This is a genomic window from Microbacterium sp. ZXX196, from assembly GCF_009709595.1.
In the GTDB taxonomy this organism is placed as follows: Bacteria; Actinomycetota; Actinomycetes; order Actinomycetales; family Microbacteriaceae; genus Microbacterium; species Microbacterium excoecariae.
In genome coordinates, this window is record NZ_WMEE01000001.1 from 17906 (window position 1) to 32202 (window position 14297).

The window sequence follows — 14297 nt, forward strand, 5'->3', positions numbered from 1 at the left end:
CGCCCGGGCCGGGCGGCGCGGGAGGGGCCTCCGCGCCGACGGGGGAGCGGCAGCGACGCGCGCGGGCGGGGCCCCGGTTCGCCGATGCCCGCGGGATCGGATAGACTGATCAGGTTGTCACGGGATGTGGCGCAGCTTGGTAGCGCACCTCGTTCGGGACGAGGGGGTCGCAGGTTCAAATCCTGTCATCCCGACCAGACCACGAAAAGGACCCCCGCCGATCGGCGGGGGTCCTTTTGCGTCTCTCGGTGCGCGCGGCGCGCGCCCGCAATGTCGGGGGTGGCCCCTACCCTGGAGGCATGGACGCGGAGGAGCAGGTCAAGGAGGCGCTGCGGTCGTACGATCGCGCGCTTCCCGAGTACCGCGCGCTCCGCGACGCGCTCGAGCGGGAGATCCCCCTGCACCTGCGGCAGTGGGGCGTGAGCTACTTCCGCGTCGAGGCGCGCGTGAAGAAGCGGTTCTCCTACGAGCAGAAGGTGCTGCGCGACCCGGATAAGCCCGTCGAGGACATCGTCGGCGTGCGCATCATGGCGTTCTTCCGGAGCGACCTTGCGCAGATCGAGAAGATGACGCGCCGCCTCCTCGAGGTCGTCGAGGAGTCGTACATTGACAAGGGCGACCTGCTGGGCGACGAGAGCTTCGGCTATCGCAGCGTGCAGTTCGTCGGCCGCACGCGCGGCGAGGGCGCGTTCAAGGCGGTCCAGGCGGGCGTCCCTGTCGAGGTGCAGATCCGCACGATGCTCGAGCACGTCTGGGCCGAGGTCGAGCACGACTTCCGGTACAAGACCGAGGCCGACGCGACGACGCCGGAGATCAACCGGCGCTTCGCTCTGACGGCGGCCCTCCTCGAGCAGGCCGATCGGAACCTCGACGACATCCGCCGGGCGCTGGGGGATCGCTAGGCGGGCCGCTTCGGCGCGAGCGTCACGAGCGACACCTCGGGCGGGCACGCGAAGCGCACGGGCGCGTAGATCGAGTGGCCCACGCCCGCGCTCACGTTGAGCACGGCGGATCGGCCGTCGTGCTCCCACGCGGACAGCCCGCGCGCCTGCGACAGCGGAATGTCGCAGTTCGCGACGAGCGCGCCGACGCCGGGGATCCGCACCTGCCCGCCGTGCGTGTGCCCCGCGAAGATGGCGTCGGCCCCGCGGTCGACGAACGCGTCGAGCACGCGGCGGTAGGGGGCGTGGGTGACGCCGATCGTCAGCTCGCCGTCCGGCAGCTCGCCGCGCGCGGCGTCGACGGCGTCCCAGTCGTCGCGCTCGTGGTGCGGGTCGTCGGTGCCGACGAATCGCAGGCGGTGCCCGCGCACGTCGAACGCGACACCGTCGTTGTGCAGCCCGAACCAGCCCAGCTCGCCCTCGAGGAAGGCGTCGAGGCCGTCCGTATCGAGCGGCGGGACCGACTGCTCCTTCTGCGACGGCCCGATGAGGTACCGCAGGGGGTTGCGGGGCTTTGGCGCCCAGATGTCGTTCGACCCGTGCACATGCACGCCGGGCGTTCCGGCAAACGGCGTGAGCGCCCCGCGGATCGCGCCGAGCGCGGCCGGGTGGCCGAAGTTATCGCCCGTGTCGATGACGAGGTCGGGGCGCAGGGAGGCGAGGTGCGCGATCCACTCCCGCTTGCGACGCTGCCACGGCGCGAGGTGCAGATCGCTGAGGTGCAGGACGCGGATGGGGGCGGATCCGGGGGCGAGGATCCGCACCGTGTGGGTGCGCACGCGGAACCGGTACCGCTCGATCCCGATGCCCCACGCGGCGGCGAGGGCCCCCGCCGCGGCGACCGCGGTGAGCGCACCCCGCCCGGCCCCCATCAGTCGTCGTTCCCGTTGCCGCGGCCGTTGTTTCCGCCGTTTCCGCCGTCTTCCTCGTCGTCGCCGGTGTCGTTCCCGCTGCAGTTGCGGGCCTCCCAGTCGATCGTGACGGTCGTGCCGTCGCCGACGATCTCGCCCTCGCCGGGGCTCGAGGCCGTGACACTCTGGCCGCTGGCGCCGTCGTCCTGTGTGCAGGATCCGAGCGTGCCCTGCAGGCCCGCGTCCTGGAGTGCGGAGACGGCGCGCGCGGGCGTCATGCCCGTGACGTCGGGGACCTCGATCGCCCCCTCGCCGTTGGAGATGTTGAGGGTGACGAGGCTGCCGGTCGGCGCGGCGCCGGAGGGGTTCGTGCTCTCCACGCGGCCCTGGTCGGCGTTGCCGGGGACCTCGTCGCCGACCGTGACCCGGAAGCCCTCGCGCTGCAGGGCGGCCGTGGCCTCGTCCACCGTCATGCCGTTGACGTCGGGGACGTTCGTCTCCTCGACCTCGAGAAGCTCCGGATCCGGCTCGGGGAAGTCCTCGCCGCCGTACTTCGCGTTGGCGGCGGCCTGGTTCTCCTTCGAGATCTGGTAGCGGAGGTTCGCGAGCCCGTAGTCGAGCAGGTCGCCCTGCCCGTCGCGCTCGCCGCCCTCGACGTTTCCGACCCACGTCGCGGTCGTGACGGCGGTGGACGTCTGGATCATCCACGACTGGATGTTCTCGTGCGTTCCCGTCTTGCCGAAGGTCGCGATCCCGTCGCCCACGTTCGCCGAGGAGCCCGTCATCCCGGGCTCCATGACGGCCTCCATGTCGTAGGCGGTCGTCGCGGCGATGTTCGCCTCGAGCACGCGCTCGCAGTCGGCGCCCGGAACGTCGAGCTCGGAGCCCTCCGCATCGGTCGCCCGCAGGATCGCCGTGGGCTCGCAGCGCACGCCGCCGTTGGCGACGGTCGCGTAGGCCGTCGCGATGTCGATCGGGGCGATGTCCATCGAGCCCAATAGGCTGAAGTGACCCGCATACCCGTTCATCGTGGTGTAGTCCTCCCCGTTGGCGCGGGTGATGCCCATGCTCTTGGCCACCTCGTGGATCTCGCAGATGTCGAGCTGCGAGGCCATGGCGTAGAAGCCGCTGTTGAGCGAGAGGCCTGTGAAGGTGCGGACATCGTCGATACGACCCGGGCTGTCTGCGAAGTTATCGCCGGCTACGGGGGAAGCAGACTGAGCCGGCTGCCCGTTGCACGTCATCGGGAAGGTCTGCCCGACGCGCCCGTCCAGCACCTCGTTCACGCTGCGCCCGTTCTCGAGCCAGTCGATGATCGTGAACATCTTGTAGGTCGATCCGGCGCTGAAACCCGTCGACCGCCCGTGCGTATAGTCGCCCGCGTAGACGAGCGAGGTCTGCCCCTCGCCCGCGCCGTCGACCTCGCTGAACTCGGTGTTTTGCGCGAGGGAGAGAATGTTGCCGGTCGTCGGATCCAGCTGCACCGTCGTCGCGCCGAACTGCATTCCCGCCACCGACGGGTCGGTGTTGTTCTGCATGGTCTGCTGGGCCTGGTACTGCAGGTCGTTGTCGAGCGTCGTGTAGATCTCGAGGCCGCCGCGCGTGAGGAGATCGCTGCGCTCCTCCGTCGTCTCGCCGAACGCGTCCGCGTAGCGGTCGTCGTAGAGGATCGTGTTCTTCACGTACTCGCAGAAGTAGGCCGTGCCCTGCGCCGCCGCGCAGCCCTGCTGGCGCTGCGTGATGTTCGGCTCGATGGGCTGCTCGACCGCCTGATCGTGCTGCTCCTGCGTGATGACGCCCTCGGTCAGCATGCGGTCGAGAACGTAGTCGCGGCGCTCCGTGGTCTGGGCGTAGGAGTTGTCGGCGCCGTTTGCCTCGTTGTTCGGCAGGTCGATCCGGTACGTGTTCGGGTTCTGCACCATGCCCGCGAGCGTGGCCGCCTGGGAGAGGTTGACGTCGGCCGAGGACACGCCGAAGTAGTACTGCGCGGCGGCCTCGATGCCGTATGTGCTGCCGCCGAAGTTCGCGAGATTCAGGTACCCGATGAGGATCTGCTCCTTCGAGTACTCCTGCTCGATGGAGATCGCGTACCGCATCTCCTGCAGCTTGCGCTTGTAGCCGTCGACGCCGGACGCGTCGGTGGCCTCGAGGTAGCACTCCTCGAGGCCCTCCTGGTCTTCCGCGTCGCGCTCGCAGGCCTGGACCTGGACGTTCTTGACGTACTGCTGGCTGATCGAGGATCCGCCCTGCGTGCCACTGCTGACCGCGTTGCTGAGCAGCGCACGCGTCGTGCCGATCAGGTCGATGCCGCCGTGCTCGTAGTAGCGCGGGTCCTCGCTGGAGAGGAGGGCGTCGTAGATGAGGTCGGAGACCTGGTCGTACTCCACGGGCTCGCGGTTCTGGTCGTAGAACGACGCGAGCTCGTAGTACTCCTCGTCCGCGTCGCCGGTCGTCGGCGCGTAGATCGTCGTCGGCTCCATCGGCCGGTCCACCTCGAGGGCGCCCGGGAGGCTGTCGAAGAGGGAGATGGCGCTCGAGGCGGCGTAGCCCGACACCGCGATGGCGGGGGTGACGGTCGCGGTCACGAGAATCCCGGCGATGGCGCTGAGACCGATGAGGCCCACGAGCCCGCCGAGCACGCCGCTGGCCGTCCTTTTCGCATGAGGCATAGGCTTGATGGTAAGGGAGAAGCCTGAGTCACGCCGCGCGCGCACACCGTTCTTCGACCCGATCCCCAGCGACAGCCGCTGGCACACTCGCCTCTACGACGGGAGAATCCGTGACCACCTGGGAGTACCTCACTACCCCGCTGATGATCCACAACACCGCCGCGATCCTCAACAACTGGGGCAAGCAGGGCTGGGAGCTTGTGCAGGTCGTGCCGAACGCGGACGGCGGGCTCGTCGCGTACCTCAAGCGCCCCACGGGTGCCGGTGACGCCAACGCGGGCCTGGGCGCCGCGGCCGAGGCCGCCAAGCAGTTCGAGGGCCAGCAGTGACGGTCTCGGCGCGGCTCGCGGAGCTCGGCATCGAGCTGCCCGACGTCGCCGCCCCCGTCGCCGCGTACATCCCCGCGAAGGTCCACGGCGACCTCGTGTGGACCTCGGGACAGCTGCCGTTCGTGTCCGGGGCCCTGCCCGCGACCGGCAAGGTCGGCGACGGCCACGGGCTCGTCCCGGCATCGGACGCGCAGGAGATGGCGCGCACCTGCGCGCTGAACGCCATCGCCGCGGCCGCCGCGGCCGCGGGCGGCGTCGACCGCCTGGAGGGCGTGTTCAAGGTCACGGGCTTCGTGGCGTCGGACCCGTCGTTCACGGGCCAGCCGGGCGTCATCAACGGCGCCAGCGAGCTGCTCGGCGAGATCTTCGGCGAGGCCGGGCGCCACAACCGCTCCGCCGTGGGCGTCGCCGTCCTCCCGCTCGACGCCCCCGTCGAGGTCGAGGTCGCGTTCATCCTCGCCCGCTGACGCGCTCGGTCCCTATGTCCACATTTCTCCGGTAAGTCTCCGCGCTCAGCGCGGAGACTTACCGGAGAAATGTGGACTTGCGGGGTCAGCGGACCTGCGCGCTGATGACGCTCATAACGGCCGTGTCCGCCAGAGTCTGGGTGTCGCCGACCTCGCGGCCCTCGGCGACGTCGCGAAGGAGGCGGCGCATGATCTTGCCGGAACGCGTCTTCGGCAGCTCCCCGACGATATAGACGTCGCGGGGGCGGGCGATCGGACCGATCTGCTCGCCGACCCACGCGCGCAGCGTCTGGGCGAGGCCCTCGGCCGAGTGCGCGCGCAGGAAGCTCTCCTTGAGGATGACGAACGCGACGACCGCCTGGCCCGTGGTCTCGTCGCTCGCGCCGACCACCGCTGCCTCCGCCGTGGCGTCGTGCGCGACGAGCGCCGACTCGATCTCCGCGGTCGAGAGGCGGTGCCCCGAGACGTTCATGACGTCGTCGACGCGCCCGAGCAGCCAGATGTCGCCGTCTGGGTCGAGGCGCGCCCCGTCGCCCGCGAAGTAATACCCCTTGTCGGCGAACATCTTCCAGTAGGTCTCGACGAACCGCTCCGGATCCCCCCAGATGCCGCGCAGCATGCTTGGCCAGGGCTCCGTGACGACGAGCAGCCCGCCCGCGTCGCGCCCCACGTGCTGGCCCTTATCGTCGACGACGTCGATCGAGATGCCGGGGATCGGCACCTGCGCGGCCCCGGGCTTCGTCTCCGTCACGCCCGGGAGCGCCGAGATCATGATCGCGCCCGTCTCGGTCTGCCACCAGGTGTCGACGATCGGCGCGACGCCGGATCCGATCACCTCGCGGAACCACATCCAGGCTTCGGGGTTGATGGGCTCGCCGACGGATCCGAGGAGGCGAAGCGAGGAGAGGTCGCGCTGCTGCGGGATCTCGCGCCCCTGCTTCATGAAGCTGCGTACGGCGGTCGGCGCCGTGTAAAAGGTCGTCACGCCGTACTTCTCGATGATGTCCCACCAGCGCCCCGGGTTCGGGAAGTCGGGGGTGCCCTCGTAGAGCACCTGCGTCGCGCCGTTCGCGAGCGGGCCGTAGGTCACGTAGCTGTGGCCGGTGATCCAGCCGATGTCGGCCGTGCACCAGTACACGTCGCGCTCGGGGTGCAGGTCGAATACGTTGCGGTGGGTGAAGGCGGCCTGCGTGAGGTAGCCGCCGGACGTGTGCAGGATCCCCTTGGGCTTCCCCGTTGTGCCGGAGGTGTAGAGGATGAACAGCGGTGTCTCGGCGGGGAACGCCTGCGCCTCGTGCTCGGCGCTCGCGGCGGGGACGGCCTCGTGCCACCAGACGTCGCGGCCGGCGGTCCAGTCGACTTCCTGCTCGGTGCGGCGCACCACGAGTACCCGCTCCACCGTGGCCTGGGGCCCGTCGCCCCGATCCGCGAGGGCCTGGTCGACGGCGGGCTTGAGGGCCGAGGCCTTCCCCTTGCGGTACCCGCCGTCGGCGGTGATGACGACCTTGGCGCCCGCGTCGTCGATCCGCGCGCGCAGGCTGTCGGCGCTGAAGCCGCCGAAGACGACGGAGTGGATCGCACCGAGGCGCGCGACCGCGAGGAGCGACGCGATCGCCTCGGGGATCATGGGGAGATAGATGGCGACCCGGTCGCCCTGGCCCACGCCGAGTTCCGTCAACACGTTCGCGACGCGCTTGACCTCCTCGGTGAGCTCCGCATAGGTGACGGTGCGGGTATCGCCCGGCTCGCCCTCGAAGTGCAGCGCGACCCGGTCGCCGTGGCCTGCCTCGACGTGGCGGTCGAGGCAGTTGTACGCGACGTTGAGCTCGCCGTCGTCGAACCACCTCGCGAACGGCGGGTTTTGCCAGTCGAGGACGCGCGTAAAGGGGGTGTGCCAGTCGAGGAGTGTCTCCGCTTGGTCCTTCCAAAACTCCAGCCGGTCGGCGCGCGCCGCGTCGTAGATCGCGGGGCCCGCGATCGCGTTCTCGGCGAAGGCGGCAGAGGGGGCGAACCGACGGTCCTCCGTCAGGAGGTGGTCGATCTGCTGAGACATGGTGCGCTCCTTTGCGACGGGACTCTCGGGCGCGCGCCTCCTGCGGCGCCCGCCTGTTCCCGACCGTACGGCCAATCGGATCCGCGAGGCTACCTCCGAAAGGTGGCACGCGCGTGTCGCGGGCGCGCCAGCGCGTCCACAGGCCCCGATCGCGCCCGTTCATCTGAGGCCGCGCCGTGCACGCGCCCCGCCGCCCGCGGCCCGTTCCTAGCGTCGTCGTCATGCCCGAGCCGTTCGTCGCCCAGCCGCGCCAGCCCCGCCACGCGCGGGAGCGGGGCGCCGCCCAGCGCGTCGCCCCCGCCGACCTCGGGCCGCTCGCCCCGTTCGTCACGGATCCGCGCGTCACGGACCTGTTCGTCAACGGATCCGGCGGGCTGTTCGTCGACCGCGGATCCGGCGCTGAGCGGGTGCCGGAGTGGCGCGCCTCGGAGCGCGAGGTGCGCGATCTCGCGACGGACCTGGTGGGGCGTGGCGGCCGCCACGTCGACGATTCGACCCCGCTCGTGGACGTCCGCCTCGCCGGGGGGATCCGCGTCCACGTCGCGCTCGCGCCGGTCGCCGCGGCGGGCACGGCCATCTCGATTCGCGTGCCCCGCGCGGAGCGCCTCGACCTCGGCGGCCTGTGTGCCGCGGGGGCGTTCGCGGAGCCCGTCGCGGCGTGGCTCGACGGGCTCGTGCGCGCCCGCCGCAACCTCCTCATCACGGGCGGCGCCGGGTGCGGCAAGACGACGCTGCTGTCCGCCCTCCTCGGGCGCGCGCCCCACCGCGAGCGCATCGTCACGATCGAGGATGTCGCCGAGCTGCGCCTCGATCACCCGCACCACGTGGCGCTCGAGGCGCGGCAGGCCAACCGGGAGGGCGCCGGCGGGATCGGCCTGGCACGCCTCTTGCGCGAGAGCCTGCGCATGCGGCCCGACCGGATCGTCGTCGGCGAATGCCGCGGCGAGGAGATTCGCGACCTGCTGACGGCCCTCAACACCGGACACGATGGCGGCGCCGGGACCCTGCACGCCAACGGGCTGAGCGACGTTCCGGCGCGCCTCGAGGCGCTCGGCGCGCTCGCGGGCTGGGACGATCGCGCGGTCGCGCGCCAGACGGCCAGCGCGATCGACGTCGTCCTCCACCTGGGCCGGGGTGCAGACGGCGCGCGGCGCCTCGAGGCGGTCGGGCGGTTCGGGATCCACGGCGACCGGCTCGCGATCGAGGAGGTGCGCCCGTGGGAATCCTGACCCGGCGCCGCACCCCGCCCGCGGATCCCGCCGAGACGATCCTGCCGCTCGCCGTGCTCCTCCAGGCGGGGGCCGCGCCCGCAGCCGCATGGCGGCACCTCGCCGACAGCGGCGACGCGGCAGCCGGCCGGGTTCTCGAGCGGATGAACGCAGGCCAGCGCATCCCCGACGCGATCGCCGCCGAGCGGGCGGCCGGGACGGACGCGTGGGGCGACGTCGCCGCAGCGTGGGAGGTTTCGGACGTCGTGGGCGCGCCGCTGGCCGGAACGCTCCGCGACATCGCCGCCTCGCTCGACGACGCCCGCGAGCTGCGCGACGACGTCGCGATCGCGCTCGCGGAGCCCGTGGCCTCCGCCCGGCTTATGTCCTGGCTCCCCGTGCTCGGGCTCGTCGTGGGCTGGGGCCTGGGCCTCGACCCGCTTGCGGTCATGACGGGGAGCATCGCGGGCGCGGCCTGCCTCGCCGGCGGCGGGGTCCTCATGTGGGCGGGGCGCGCGTGGACGCGCCGGCTCGTGCGCGCCGCGCAGCCCGCGACGAACACCCCCGGAATGCACGAGGAGCTCCTCGCGATCGCGCTCTCGGGCGGTGCGTCGATCGAACGCGCCCAGCGCGTGCTGGAGGCGTGCGGGGAGTTCACGACCGCGGCCTCGGGCGGATCCGCCCCGCGGGCCCTCGCGCTGTCGCGCGACGCGGGCGTTCCTGCGGTGGAGCTGCTGCGCGCCTCCGCGGCGCACGCGCGCCACGCGGCGCGCACGGAGGGACGCCTGCGCGGCGCGCGGCTGTCGACCCGGCTGCTGCTTCCTATGGGCGTGTGCTCCCTCCCGGCGTTCCTGCTCCTCGGCGTCGCACCCATGCTCCTCGGCGTGCTCAGCGCGACGCCGATGCCCGCGTTCGCCGGATGACCGGCGGATCCCCAAAAGAGAAAGGAAGAGCAAGAGATGAAAGAACTGTGGGACGACGAAGAGGGCGCCTCGACCGCCGAGTATGCGATCGTCACGATCGCCCGATCCCCGCGAGTTTCCCGGGACGGCGGCGAGTAACACGCAGGGATCGGACGAGGGTCCGACCGCGCTGAGTTTCCCGGCGCTCCCGCCGTTCGCTTGGTCGGTTATCGAGGGGAAGGTGGCGGCATGACGCCCAAGGACAAGGAGCGCGACCCGGAGTACGCGCAGGCGCTGAAGGAGTACCGGGAGGCGGAGGACGCCGCGCAGCGCGACGGGACGCCGAAGCCGCGGACCTTCAAGCGGAAGGGCGGCGAGATCGTCTACAGCGAGAGGACCGCGGACGAGGTGCGGCTCACGTCGGCGCAGCGCGTCGCGCGGGCGGCGGAGCTGCGGGTGCAGCGCTACTCGTGGGACACGATCGCGCGGGAGCTCGGCTACAAGTCGGGCGACGTGGCGCGCAAGGCGGTCGGGCGGCACATGGCGCGCCTCCCGATGGAGTCGGTCGAGACGCTGCGCCAGTCAGAGCTGGAAGGGCTGGACGTCGCCGAGGTGGCGCTCGCCGACCGGATCCGGCAGGGCGACACGAGGGCGATCGAGGCGATGCTGAAGATCAAGCACCACCGGGCGCGCCTCACGCGGCTGTACGACGACCGCCTGAGCGTGACGAGCGACGTGTCGCTGGTGGTGGTGCAGACGGTCACCGCCACGGCGCAGCTGCTGAAGACCCACCCGGAGATGACGGTCGAGGAGGTCGCCGGGGTGCTGATGGTCGAGGGGTCGCTCTGATGGTCGACACCGAGCGGGACGCGGCGCGTGCGCTGGTCGACCTCGCGCGCCGGAGGCGGCTCCGCGGCGAACGCATCGCCGAGGAGGTCGTGCGGCTCGTGCAGGAGCGTCCCGAGGCGACGCTCGCCGAGGTCGTCGACGAGCTGTCGGCGACAGGTTAAGCAACCGCGCCGGGGCGGTCACTCCCCGGCACCACAACCAACGGAAGGAAAGATCATGGCAAAGTCAACGCCCGCAGGGGTCGAGCGCGAGCTGGAGTCGGCGATGCACGGGTTCCGCGACCGCGCGGCGTCGGTGAAGGCGGCGCACCGGACGGCGCGCGAGGGGATCCTCGCCGACGAGATGGCGTCGGACCTCGCGAAGCAGACCCGCATCGACGAGTTGAGCGCGCAGACGCGCGGGAAGCTCGACGCGATCCGGAAGGAGCAGGACGAGCGCGTCCGGAGCATCCGCGACCGGCTGGAGCGGGAGCTGCTGGGCGACCAGCCGTCGGACGCGAACAGCGTGCTGCTGCGCCGGGACGCGGCGGACCGCGCCCGCCGGATCTCGGGCGAGGGCGAGGCGCTCGACGTGCTGCGCGACGCGGTCCGCGGCGGCGACGAGTCGCTGGCGCACGCGGTCGGACACCGCGCCCGCCACGAGGGCTGGGTGGACACGCTCGACGCGTACAGGGAGGCGCACCCGCAGTCGGCGGACTCGGCGGTGGCGCTGGCGTTCGTGGAGTCGGCGACGAGCGGCGCGTCGTACAACCTGGCGAACGGCATCACCTACTCCGCGCCCTGACCGGCGACGCGCGAGGCTCCCCACGGCCTTTCCGCGACATGAGGACCCCCGGACGGCCCAGAGTGGCCCCGGGGGTCCTCTGTATTGAGGGAGACCCCACGGAGCGCCGGGGAGGCCCGCTCCCGGCCCGATAGCATGCAGGCATGACGACGACGGAGCAAGGGGCGTGCCTCTGCGGGTGCGGCGGCACCCCGGCGTACCCCGGCTCCCGCTACCTCCCCGGCCACGACCGGCGGCACATCGAGCAGCTGGTCAGCGACGTGCTCGCTGGGCGTGAGGAGGCGGGCGCCCGCGCGGAGCTGCAGACCGCGAGCGCGCAGTCCGAGTTCGACCGGCGGCTGGTCGAGCGTGCCTGACGACCTGGAGCGCGCCCGGGAGCGGCGACGCGAGGCGGATGCCGAGTTCGACACCCCGAACTGCCCGGAGTGTTTGACGCGCATGGAGCCGACGGCGTTCGACATCGGCGAGGCGTGGCGCTGCCCGGCGTGCGGGCACGTTTCCCAGCCGGACTGACGCGCGACGCTCCGTTCCACTAACGCGGGCCACCAGCCCCGGCTAAAGAATTTTCGAGTGCGTGGGAAATCCGCGCGTTCCGGTGGCCTGGTAGGTAGTAGAAGCCCACCGGCTCGAAGTGCCGGGCCAAGGTGTATGCTTCTACTCTGTTAACTGAAGAACACGGGAGCTCCGGACCTGGTGTGGCCAAAAGTGCCTCGCCAAATACCCTCCGTACTACAGCCTCAAGTTCGCATGACCTCACGGTCGTGGGGAGCTCTCCTTACCTGGATGGAGCATGACCATGACCGATTCCTTCACGTCTCGCGACCTCGACGCCGTCAAGCGACGGATCAAGTGGAGCGTGACCTCGCGCTACCTCACCCCGAGCGACCTCGACGACATCGTCGGCGACGTGTTGCTCGCCGCCGCTCGGACCGCACCGACTGACGGCGTTACGATCGCGGCCGCCGCGATCACGAACACCTCCCGCCCCCGGTACATCTCCCGCAAGGTGAAGGATGCCGAGCCGTACGCGAGCAGCTACCGCTTCGGCGATGCGTCGCGCGTCGACGGTCTCAGTGCGAGTGAGTACGACGACGCTGTCCTCTGGAGCCACGGGCACGCCGCGTCAGCCTCGGATGCCGAGGCGACGATCCGAGACCTCATCGCTCGGCTGCCTGCGGGAGAGTCGCGGGCGTTCACGCTTTGCGGTGAGTTCGGCTACACGCTCGAACAGGCGGCCTCCGTCCTCGGCATCTCCCGCTCGACGGTTGACCGGAACTTCAAGCGCGCACGCGCAACGCTGCAGCAGGCGCTCACTCACTAAGACTTGGTGCGTCACCCGACGTATCAGAACGCGGCGCAAACGTCGCCGCGCAAACGAATAAGAGAACGGAGGGCCATCATGGCCACCATCAAGAAGGACACCGCCCAGGATCACCTCAAGCGCCAGCGCGACTACGTCAAGGAGCGTCAGCTCGATAGTCAGCGTGAGGTTGCGAAGAACGGCGCAGGATCGGGTCTCGTCGACGAGCGCATGCTTGCCGAGACGATGAGGTCAGTTCGCTATGAAGACGAGGCTCACGCGGCGGGTGACCTGATCGACAATGCCATCGAGGCGGGCGCGTCCCAGGTACACATCATCGAGTCGACCGGCGGCAAGGGACAGGCTGTCACCGAGATCGCATTTATCGATGACGCGTCGGGTATCGAAGAGTCGTTCCTCCCCCACGCGACTAAGTGGGGAGGCTCTTCCAACCAGGGGCAGCGAAACGTCTTCGGCCGTTTCGGGTTTGGACTGCCGAGCGCGTCGGTCAATCGCGGTCGCAAGTTCACTGTCTACTCGCGCACGGAAGACGGGGCGAAGTACGGCTCGGTAACGGTCGACCTCGACAATCTCAACTTCAAGGGCCACTCCGCACAGTTGCCGGAGGTCGTTCACGAGGATCTCCCCGACTGGATCGCCGAGTACGCTGCTGAAACGGTGCTGGGGGGCCCCGACGCCGTCCGCACGGTCGTGGTGTGGTCGAAGCTCGACCGTCTCGCGTGGCCGAACAAGCAGCAGTCGACGAACAGCTTCCGTCAGCACCTCGGCATCACCTACGCGGGGTGGCTCGATGTCTGCAAGTTGTTCGTTAACGGCCAGGAAGTGGAGCCGGTTGACGTTCTCTTCACGACGCCTGGGCACCGGTACTACGACATCGATGGCTTCCCCAAAGCGGAAGCGCAGAGCCCGATAGAATTCGAGGTCGCGGACGAGAACGGCACTCGTCACACGGTGACCGTGCGCTTCTCGCTCATCGGAATGGACGCGCATAACGCTGAGGTTTCGTCCGGGGGACGTGGTCGCCCCTCGAAGGTGCGACAGAAAATCCGGAAGCAGTACAACGGGTTCTTCGTCACGAGGCACGGGCGCTTCATCGAGCTCGCAAAGTCGTCAACGTTTAACTGGAGCGTATATTCGCGCCAGGTTGGAGTTGCAATTGACTTCCCGCCGGAACTGGACGATCTGTTCGGTGTCACACCGGATAAGCAGACCATCGTGTTCACGGACCGCATGGAGCAGCTCCTTGAGCAGCACGGGGTCTTTCGCGCAATCAAGAACCTCGTCAAGGTCATCAGTGACGAGCGCGAACGACGCAAGGCAGAAGCGGACGCGCTCAGGGTAGATGGCACGGACGGCAATCGTCCGTCGGAGGAAGCGATTGCCAAGGCGTTGGAGCGCGACTACCGGCGCACGCGCAAGGCTAGTAAGGACACGCAGGACGAGGCGCAGAAGAACTTCGACAAGCGTGTGAAGGAGGTCTCGAAGGAGACGGGCGTTCCAGAAGAGGATGTAGCGGCTGCCCAGCAGAAGGCAGCCGCGGACAAGCCGTACAAGGTGGTGTTCGAGCAGCAGACCGAGGACGACCCCTTCTACTCGCCGACCATGATCGGCAGTCAGGTGATTCTCCGGATCAACACGGGGCACCCCTGGTACCGCGAGGTGTACAGCCGCACGGGCGCAGATCAGGCGGAACTGCGTTCGGCCCTGGAACTGATGCTCTGGATCCTCGCGACATCGGAGCTTGACGCTCCGGCCGAGTCGAAGCTCTTCTACCGCGCTGAGCGACGCGACTGGTCGCGCAAGCTCGCTGACGCCTTCGACCTTCACCCCTCGATTTTCGAGAAGGGCGGTCTCGAAGCGCGGGACGAGTTCGACCATGACAACGGCTTCGACGAGGTCGAAGTAGACGACGAGGAAGCCTGAG

Annotated in this window: 16 protein-coding genes and 1 tRNA gene; 14 read left to right on the forward strand and 3 right to left on the reverse strand. The window is 69.9% G+C overall.

What is annotated here, in order from left to right:
• Nucleotides 1-120: 120 nt before the first annotated feature.
• A tRNA-Pro gene (locus tag GJQ66_RS00085) sits at nt 121-197 on the forward strand.
• A 102-nt stretch (nt 198-299) separates the two neighbouring features.
• Nucleotides 300-902, forward strand: a complete 603-nt coding sequence (locus GJQ66_RS00090; protein WP_155047353.1) for a GTP pyrophosphokinase family protein — start codon at nt 300-302, stop codon at nt 900-902.
• Here the strand turns inward: GJQ66_RS00090 and GJQ66_RS00095 are convergent.
• Together GJQ66_RS00095 and GJQ66_RS00100 are read right to left on the reverse strand one after the other, a co-directional pair.
• Entirely contained in the window at nt 899-1813 is a 915-nt protein-coding gene (locus GJQ66_RS00095; protein ID WP_155047354.1) for a metallophosphoesterase, read from the reverse strand. The genes GJQ66_RS00090 and GJQ66_RS00095 overlap by 4 nt on opposite strands.
• Nucleotides 1813-4461, reverse strand: a complete 2649-nt coding sequence (locus GJQ66_RS00100) for a transglycosylase domain-containing protein (RefSeq protein WP_155047355.1) — start codon at nt 4459-4461, stop codon at nt 1813-1815. The genes GJQ66_RS00095 and GJQ66_RS00100 overlap by 1 nt, the downstream gene beginning before the upstream one ends.
• Before the next feature lie 110 nt (nt 4462-4571).
• Between GJQ66_RS00100 and GJQ66_RS00105 the strand changes: the two genes are divergently transcribed.
• Nucleotides 4572-4790, forward strand: coding sequence for a DUF4177 domain-containing protein (locus GJQ66_RS00105; RefSeq protein ID WP_166319339.1), 219 nt, complete (start codon nt 4572-4574; stop codon nt 4788-4790).
• On the forward strand, nt 4787-5257 hold the full coding sequence (locus tag GJQ66_RS00110) for a RidA family protein (RefSeq protein WP_368732472.1): 471 nt from the start codon (nt 4787-4789) through the stop codon (nt 5255-5257). The genes GJQ66_RS00105 and GJQ66_RS00110 overlap by 4 nt, the downstream gene beginning before the upstream one ends.
• 85 nt (nt 5258-5342) lie before the next feature.
• Here the strand turns inward: GJQ66_RS00110 and acs are convergent, their stop codons facing one another.
• Nucleotides 5343-7310, reverse strand: a complete 1968-nt coding sequence (gene acs / locus GJQ66_RS00115) for an acetate--CoA ligase (protein WP_155047356.1) — start codon at nt 7308-7310, stop codon at nt 5343-5345.
• Nucleotides 7311-7486: 176 nt separating this feature from the next.
• Between acs and GJQ66_RS00120 the strand changes: the two genes are divergently transcribed.
• The 10 genes from GJQ66_RS00120 to GJQ66_RS00160 all read left to right on the forward strand — a co-directional run bounded on the left by GJQ66_RS00120 (nt 7487) and on the right by GJQ66_RS00160 (nt 14296).
• A complete protein-coding gene (locus GJQ66_RS00120; protein ID WP_368732473.1) occupies nt 7487-8539 on the forward strand; it encodes a TadA family conjugal transfer-associated ATPase in 1053 nt (350 codons plus the stop codon).
• On the forward strand, nt 8527-9441 hold the full coding sequence (locus GJQ66_RS00125) for a type II secretion system F family protein (RefSeq protein WP_368732474.1): 915 nt from the start codon (nt 8527-8529) through the stop codon (nt 9439-9441). Before GJQ66_RS00120 ends, GJQ66_RS00125 begins: the two co-directional genes overlap by 13 nt.
• A 36-nt stretch (nt 9442-9477) precedes the next feature.
• Nucleotides 9478-9579, forward strand: a complete 102-nt coding sequence (locus tag GJQ66_RS14040) for a DUF4244 domain-containing protein (protein WP_196215762.1) — start codon at nt 9478-9480, stop codon at nt 9577-9579.
• Between the two features lie 90 nt (nt 9580-9669).
• Complete coding sequence (locus GJQ66_RS15135) at nt 9670-10269, forward strand: hypothetical protein (protein ID WP_155047358.1); 600 nt, start codon at nt 9670-9672, stop codon at nt 10267-10269.
• On the forward strand, nt 10269-10430 hold the full coding sequence (locus GJQ66_RS00135) for a hypothetical protein (RefSeq protein WP_155047359.1): 162 nt from the start codon (nt 10269-10271) through the stop codon (nt 10428-10430). The genes GJQ66_RS15135 and GJQ66_RS00135 overlap by 1 nt, the downstream gene beginning before the upstream one ends.
• Nucleotides 10431-10485: 55 nt before the next feature.
• Nucleotides 10486-11052 carry a hypothetical protein gene (locus GJQ66_RS00140; protein WP_155047360.1) on the forward strand — a complete coding sequence of 189 codons (567 nt, stop codon included), beginning with the start codon at nt 10486-10488 and terminating at the stop codon, nt 11050-11052.
• Between the two features lie 143 nt (nt 11053-11195).
• On the forward strand, nt 11196-11408 hold the full coding sequence (locus GJQ66_RS00145) for a hypothetical protein (RefSeq protein ID WP_155047361.1): 213 nt from the start codon (nt 11196-11198) through the stop codon (nt 11406-11408).
• The gene (locus GJQ66_RS15140) at nt 11401-11565 is read left to right on the forward strand and encodes a zf-TFIIB domain-containing protein (RefSeq protein WP_155047362.1); all 165 of its coding nucleotides are present in this window, start codon (nt 11401-11403) and stop codon (nt 11563-11565) included. Before GJQ66_RS00145 ends, GJQ66_RS15140 begins: the two co-directional genes overlap by 8 nt.
• A gap of 283 nt (nt 11566-11848) precedes the next feature.
• The gene (locus GJQ66_RS00155) at nt 11849-12373 is read left to right on the forward strand and encodes a sigma-70 family RNA polymerase sigma factor (protein ID WP_196215763.1); all 525 of its coding nucleotides are present in this window, start codon (nt 11849-11851) and stop codon (nt 12371-12373) included.
• Nucleotides 12374-12451: 78 nt separating this feature from the next.
• Nucleotides 12452-14296, forward strand: coding sequence for an ATP-binding protein (locus tag GJQ66_RS00160; RefSeq protein ID WP_155047364.1), 1845 nt, complete (start codon nt 12452-12454; stop codon nt 14294-14296).
• Nucleotide 14297: the final 1 nt, after the last annotated feature.

What these genes read in the sequence shown, in the direction of transcription:
- GJQ66_RS00145 (WP_155047361.1), top strand. Translation starts at nt 11,196, where the DNA reads ATGACGACGACGGAGCAAGGGGCGTGCCTCTGCGGGTGCGGCGGCACC.
- GJQ66_RS00090 (WP_155047353.1), top strand. Translation starts at nt 300, where the DNA reads ATGGACGCGGAGGAGCAGGTCAAGGAGGCGCTGCGGTCGTACGATCGC.
- GJQ66_RS00140 (WP_155047360.1), top strand. Translation starts at nt 10,486, where the DNA reads ATGGCAAAGTCAACGCCCGCAGGGGTCGAGCGCGAGCTGGAGTCGGCG.
- acs (WP_155047356.1), bottom strand. Translation starts at nt 7,310, where the DNA reads ATGTCTCAGCAGATCGACCACCTCCTGACGGAGGACCGTCGGTTCGCC.
- GJQ66_RS15135 (WP_155047358.1), top strand. Translation starts at nt 9,670, where the DNA reads ATGACGCCCAAGGACAAGGAGCGCGACCCGGAGTACGCGCAGGCGCTG.
- GJQ66_RS00095 (WP_155047354.1), bottom strand. Translation starts at nt 1,813, where the DNA reads ATGGGGGCCGGGCGGGGTGCGCTCACCGCGGTCGCCGCGGCGGGGGCC.
- GJQ66_RS00135 (WP_155047359.1), top strand. Translation starts at nt 10,269, where the DNA reads ATGGTCGACACCGAGCGGGACGCGGCGCGTGCGCTGGTCGACCTCGCG.
- GJQ66_RS14040 (WP_196215762.1), top strand. Translation starts at nt 9,478, where the DNA reads ATGAAAGAACTGTGGGACGACGAAGAGGGCGCCTCGACCGCCGAGTAT.
- GJQ66_RS00155 (WP_196215763.1), top strand. Translation starts at nt 11,849, where the DNA reads ATGACCGATTCCTTCACGTCTCGCGACCTCGACGCCGTCAAGCGACGG.
- GJQ66_RS00100 (WP_155047355.1), bottom strand. Translation starts at nt 4,461, where the DNA reads ATGCCTCATGCGAAAAGGACGGCCAGCGGCGTGCTCGGCGGGCTCGTG.
- GJQ66_RS00160 (WP_155047364.1), top strand. Translation starts at nt 12,452, where the DNA reads ATGGCCACCATCAAGAAGGACACCGCCCAGGATCACCTCAAGCGCCAG.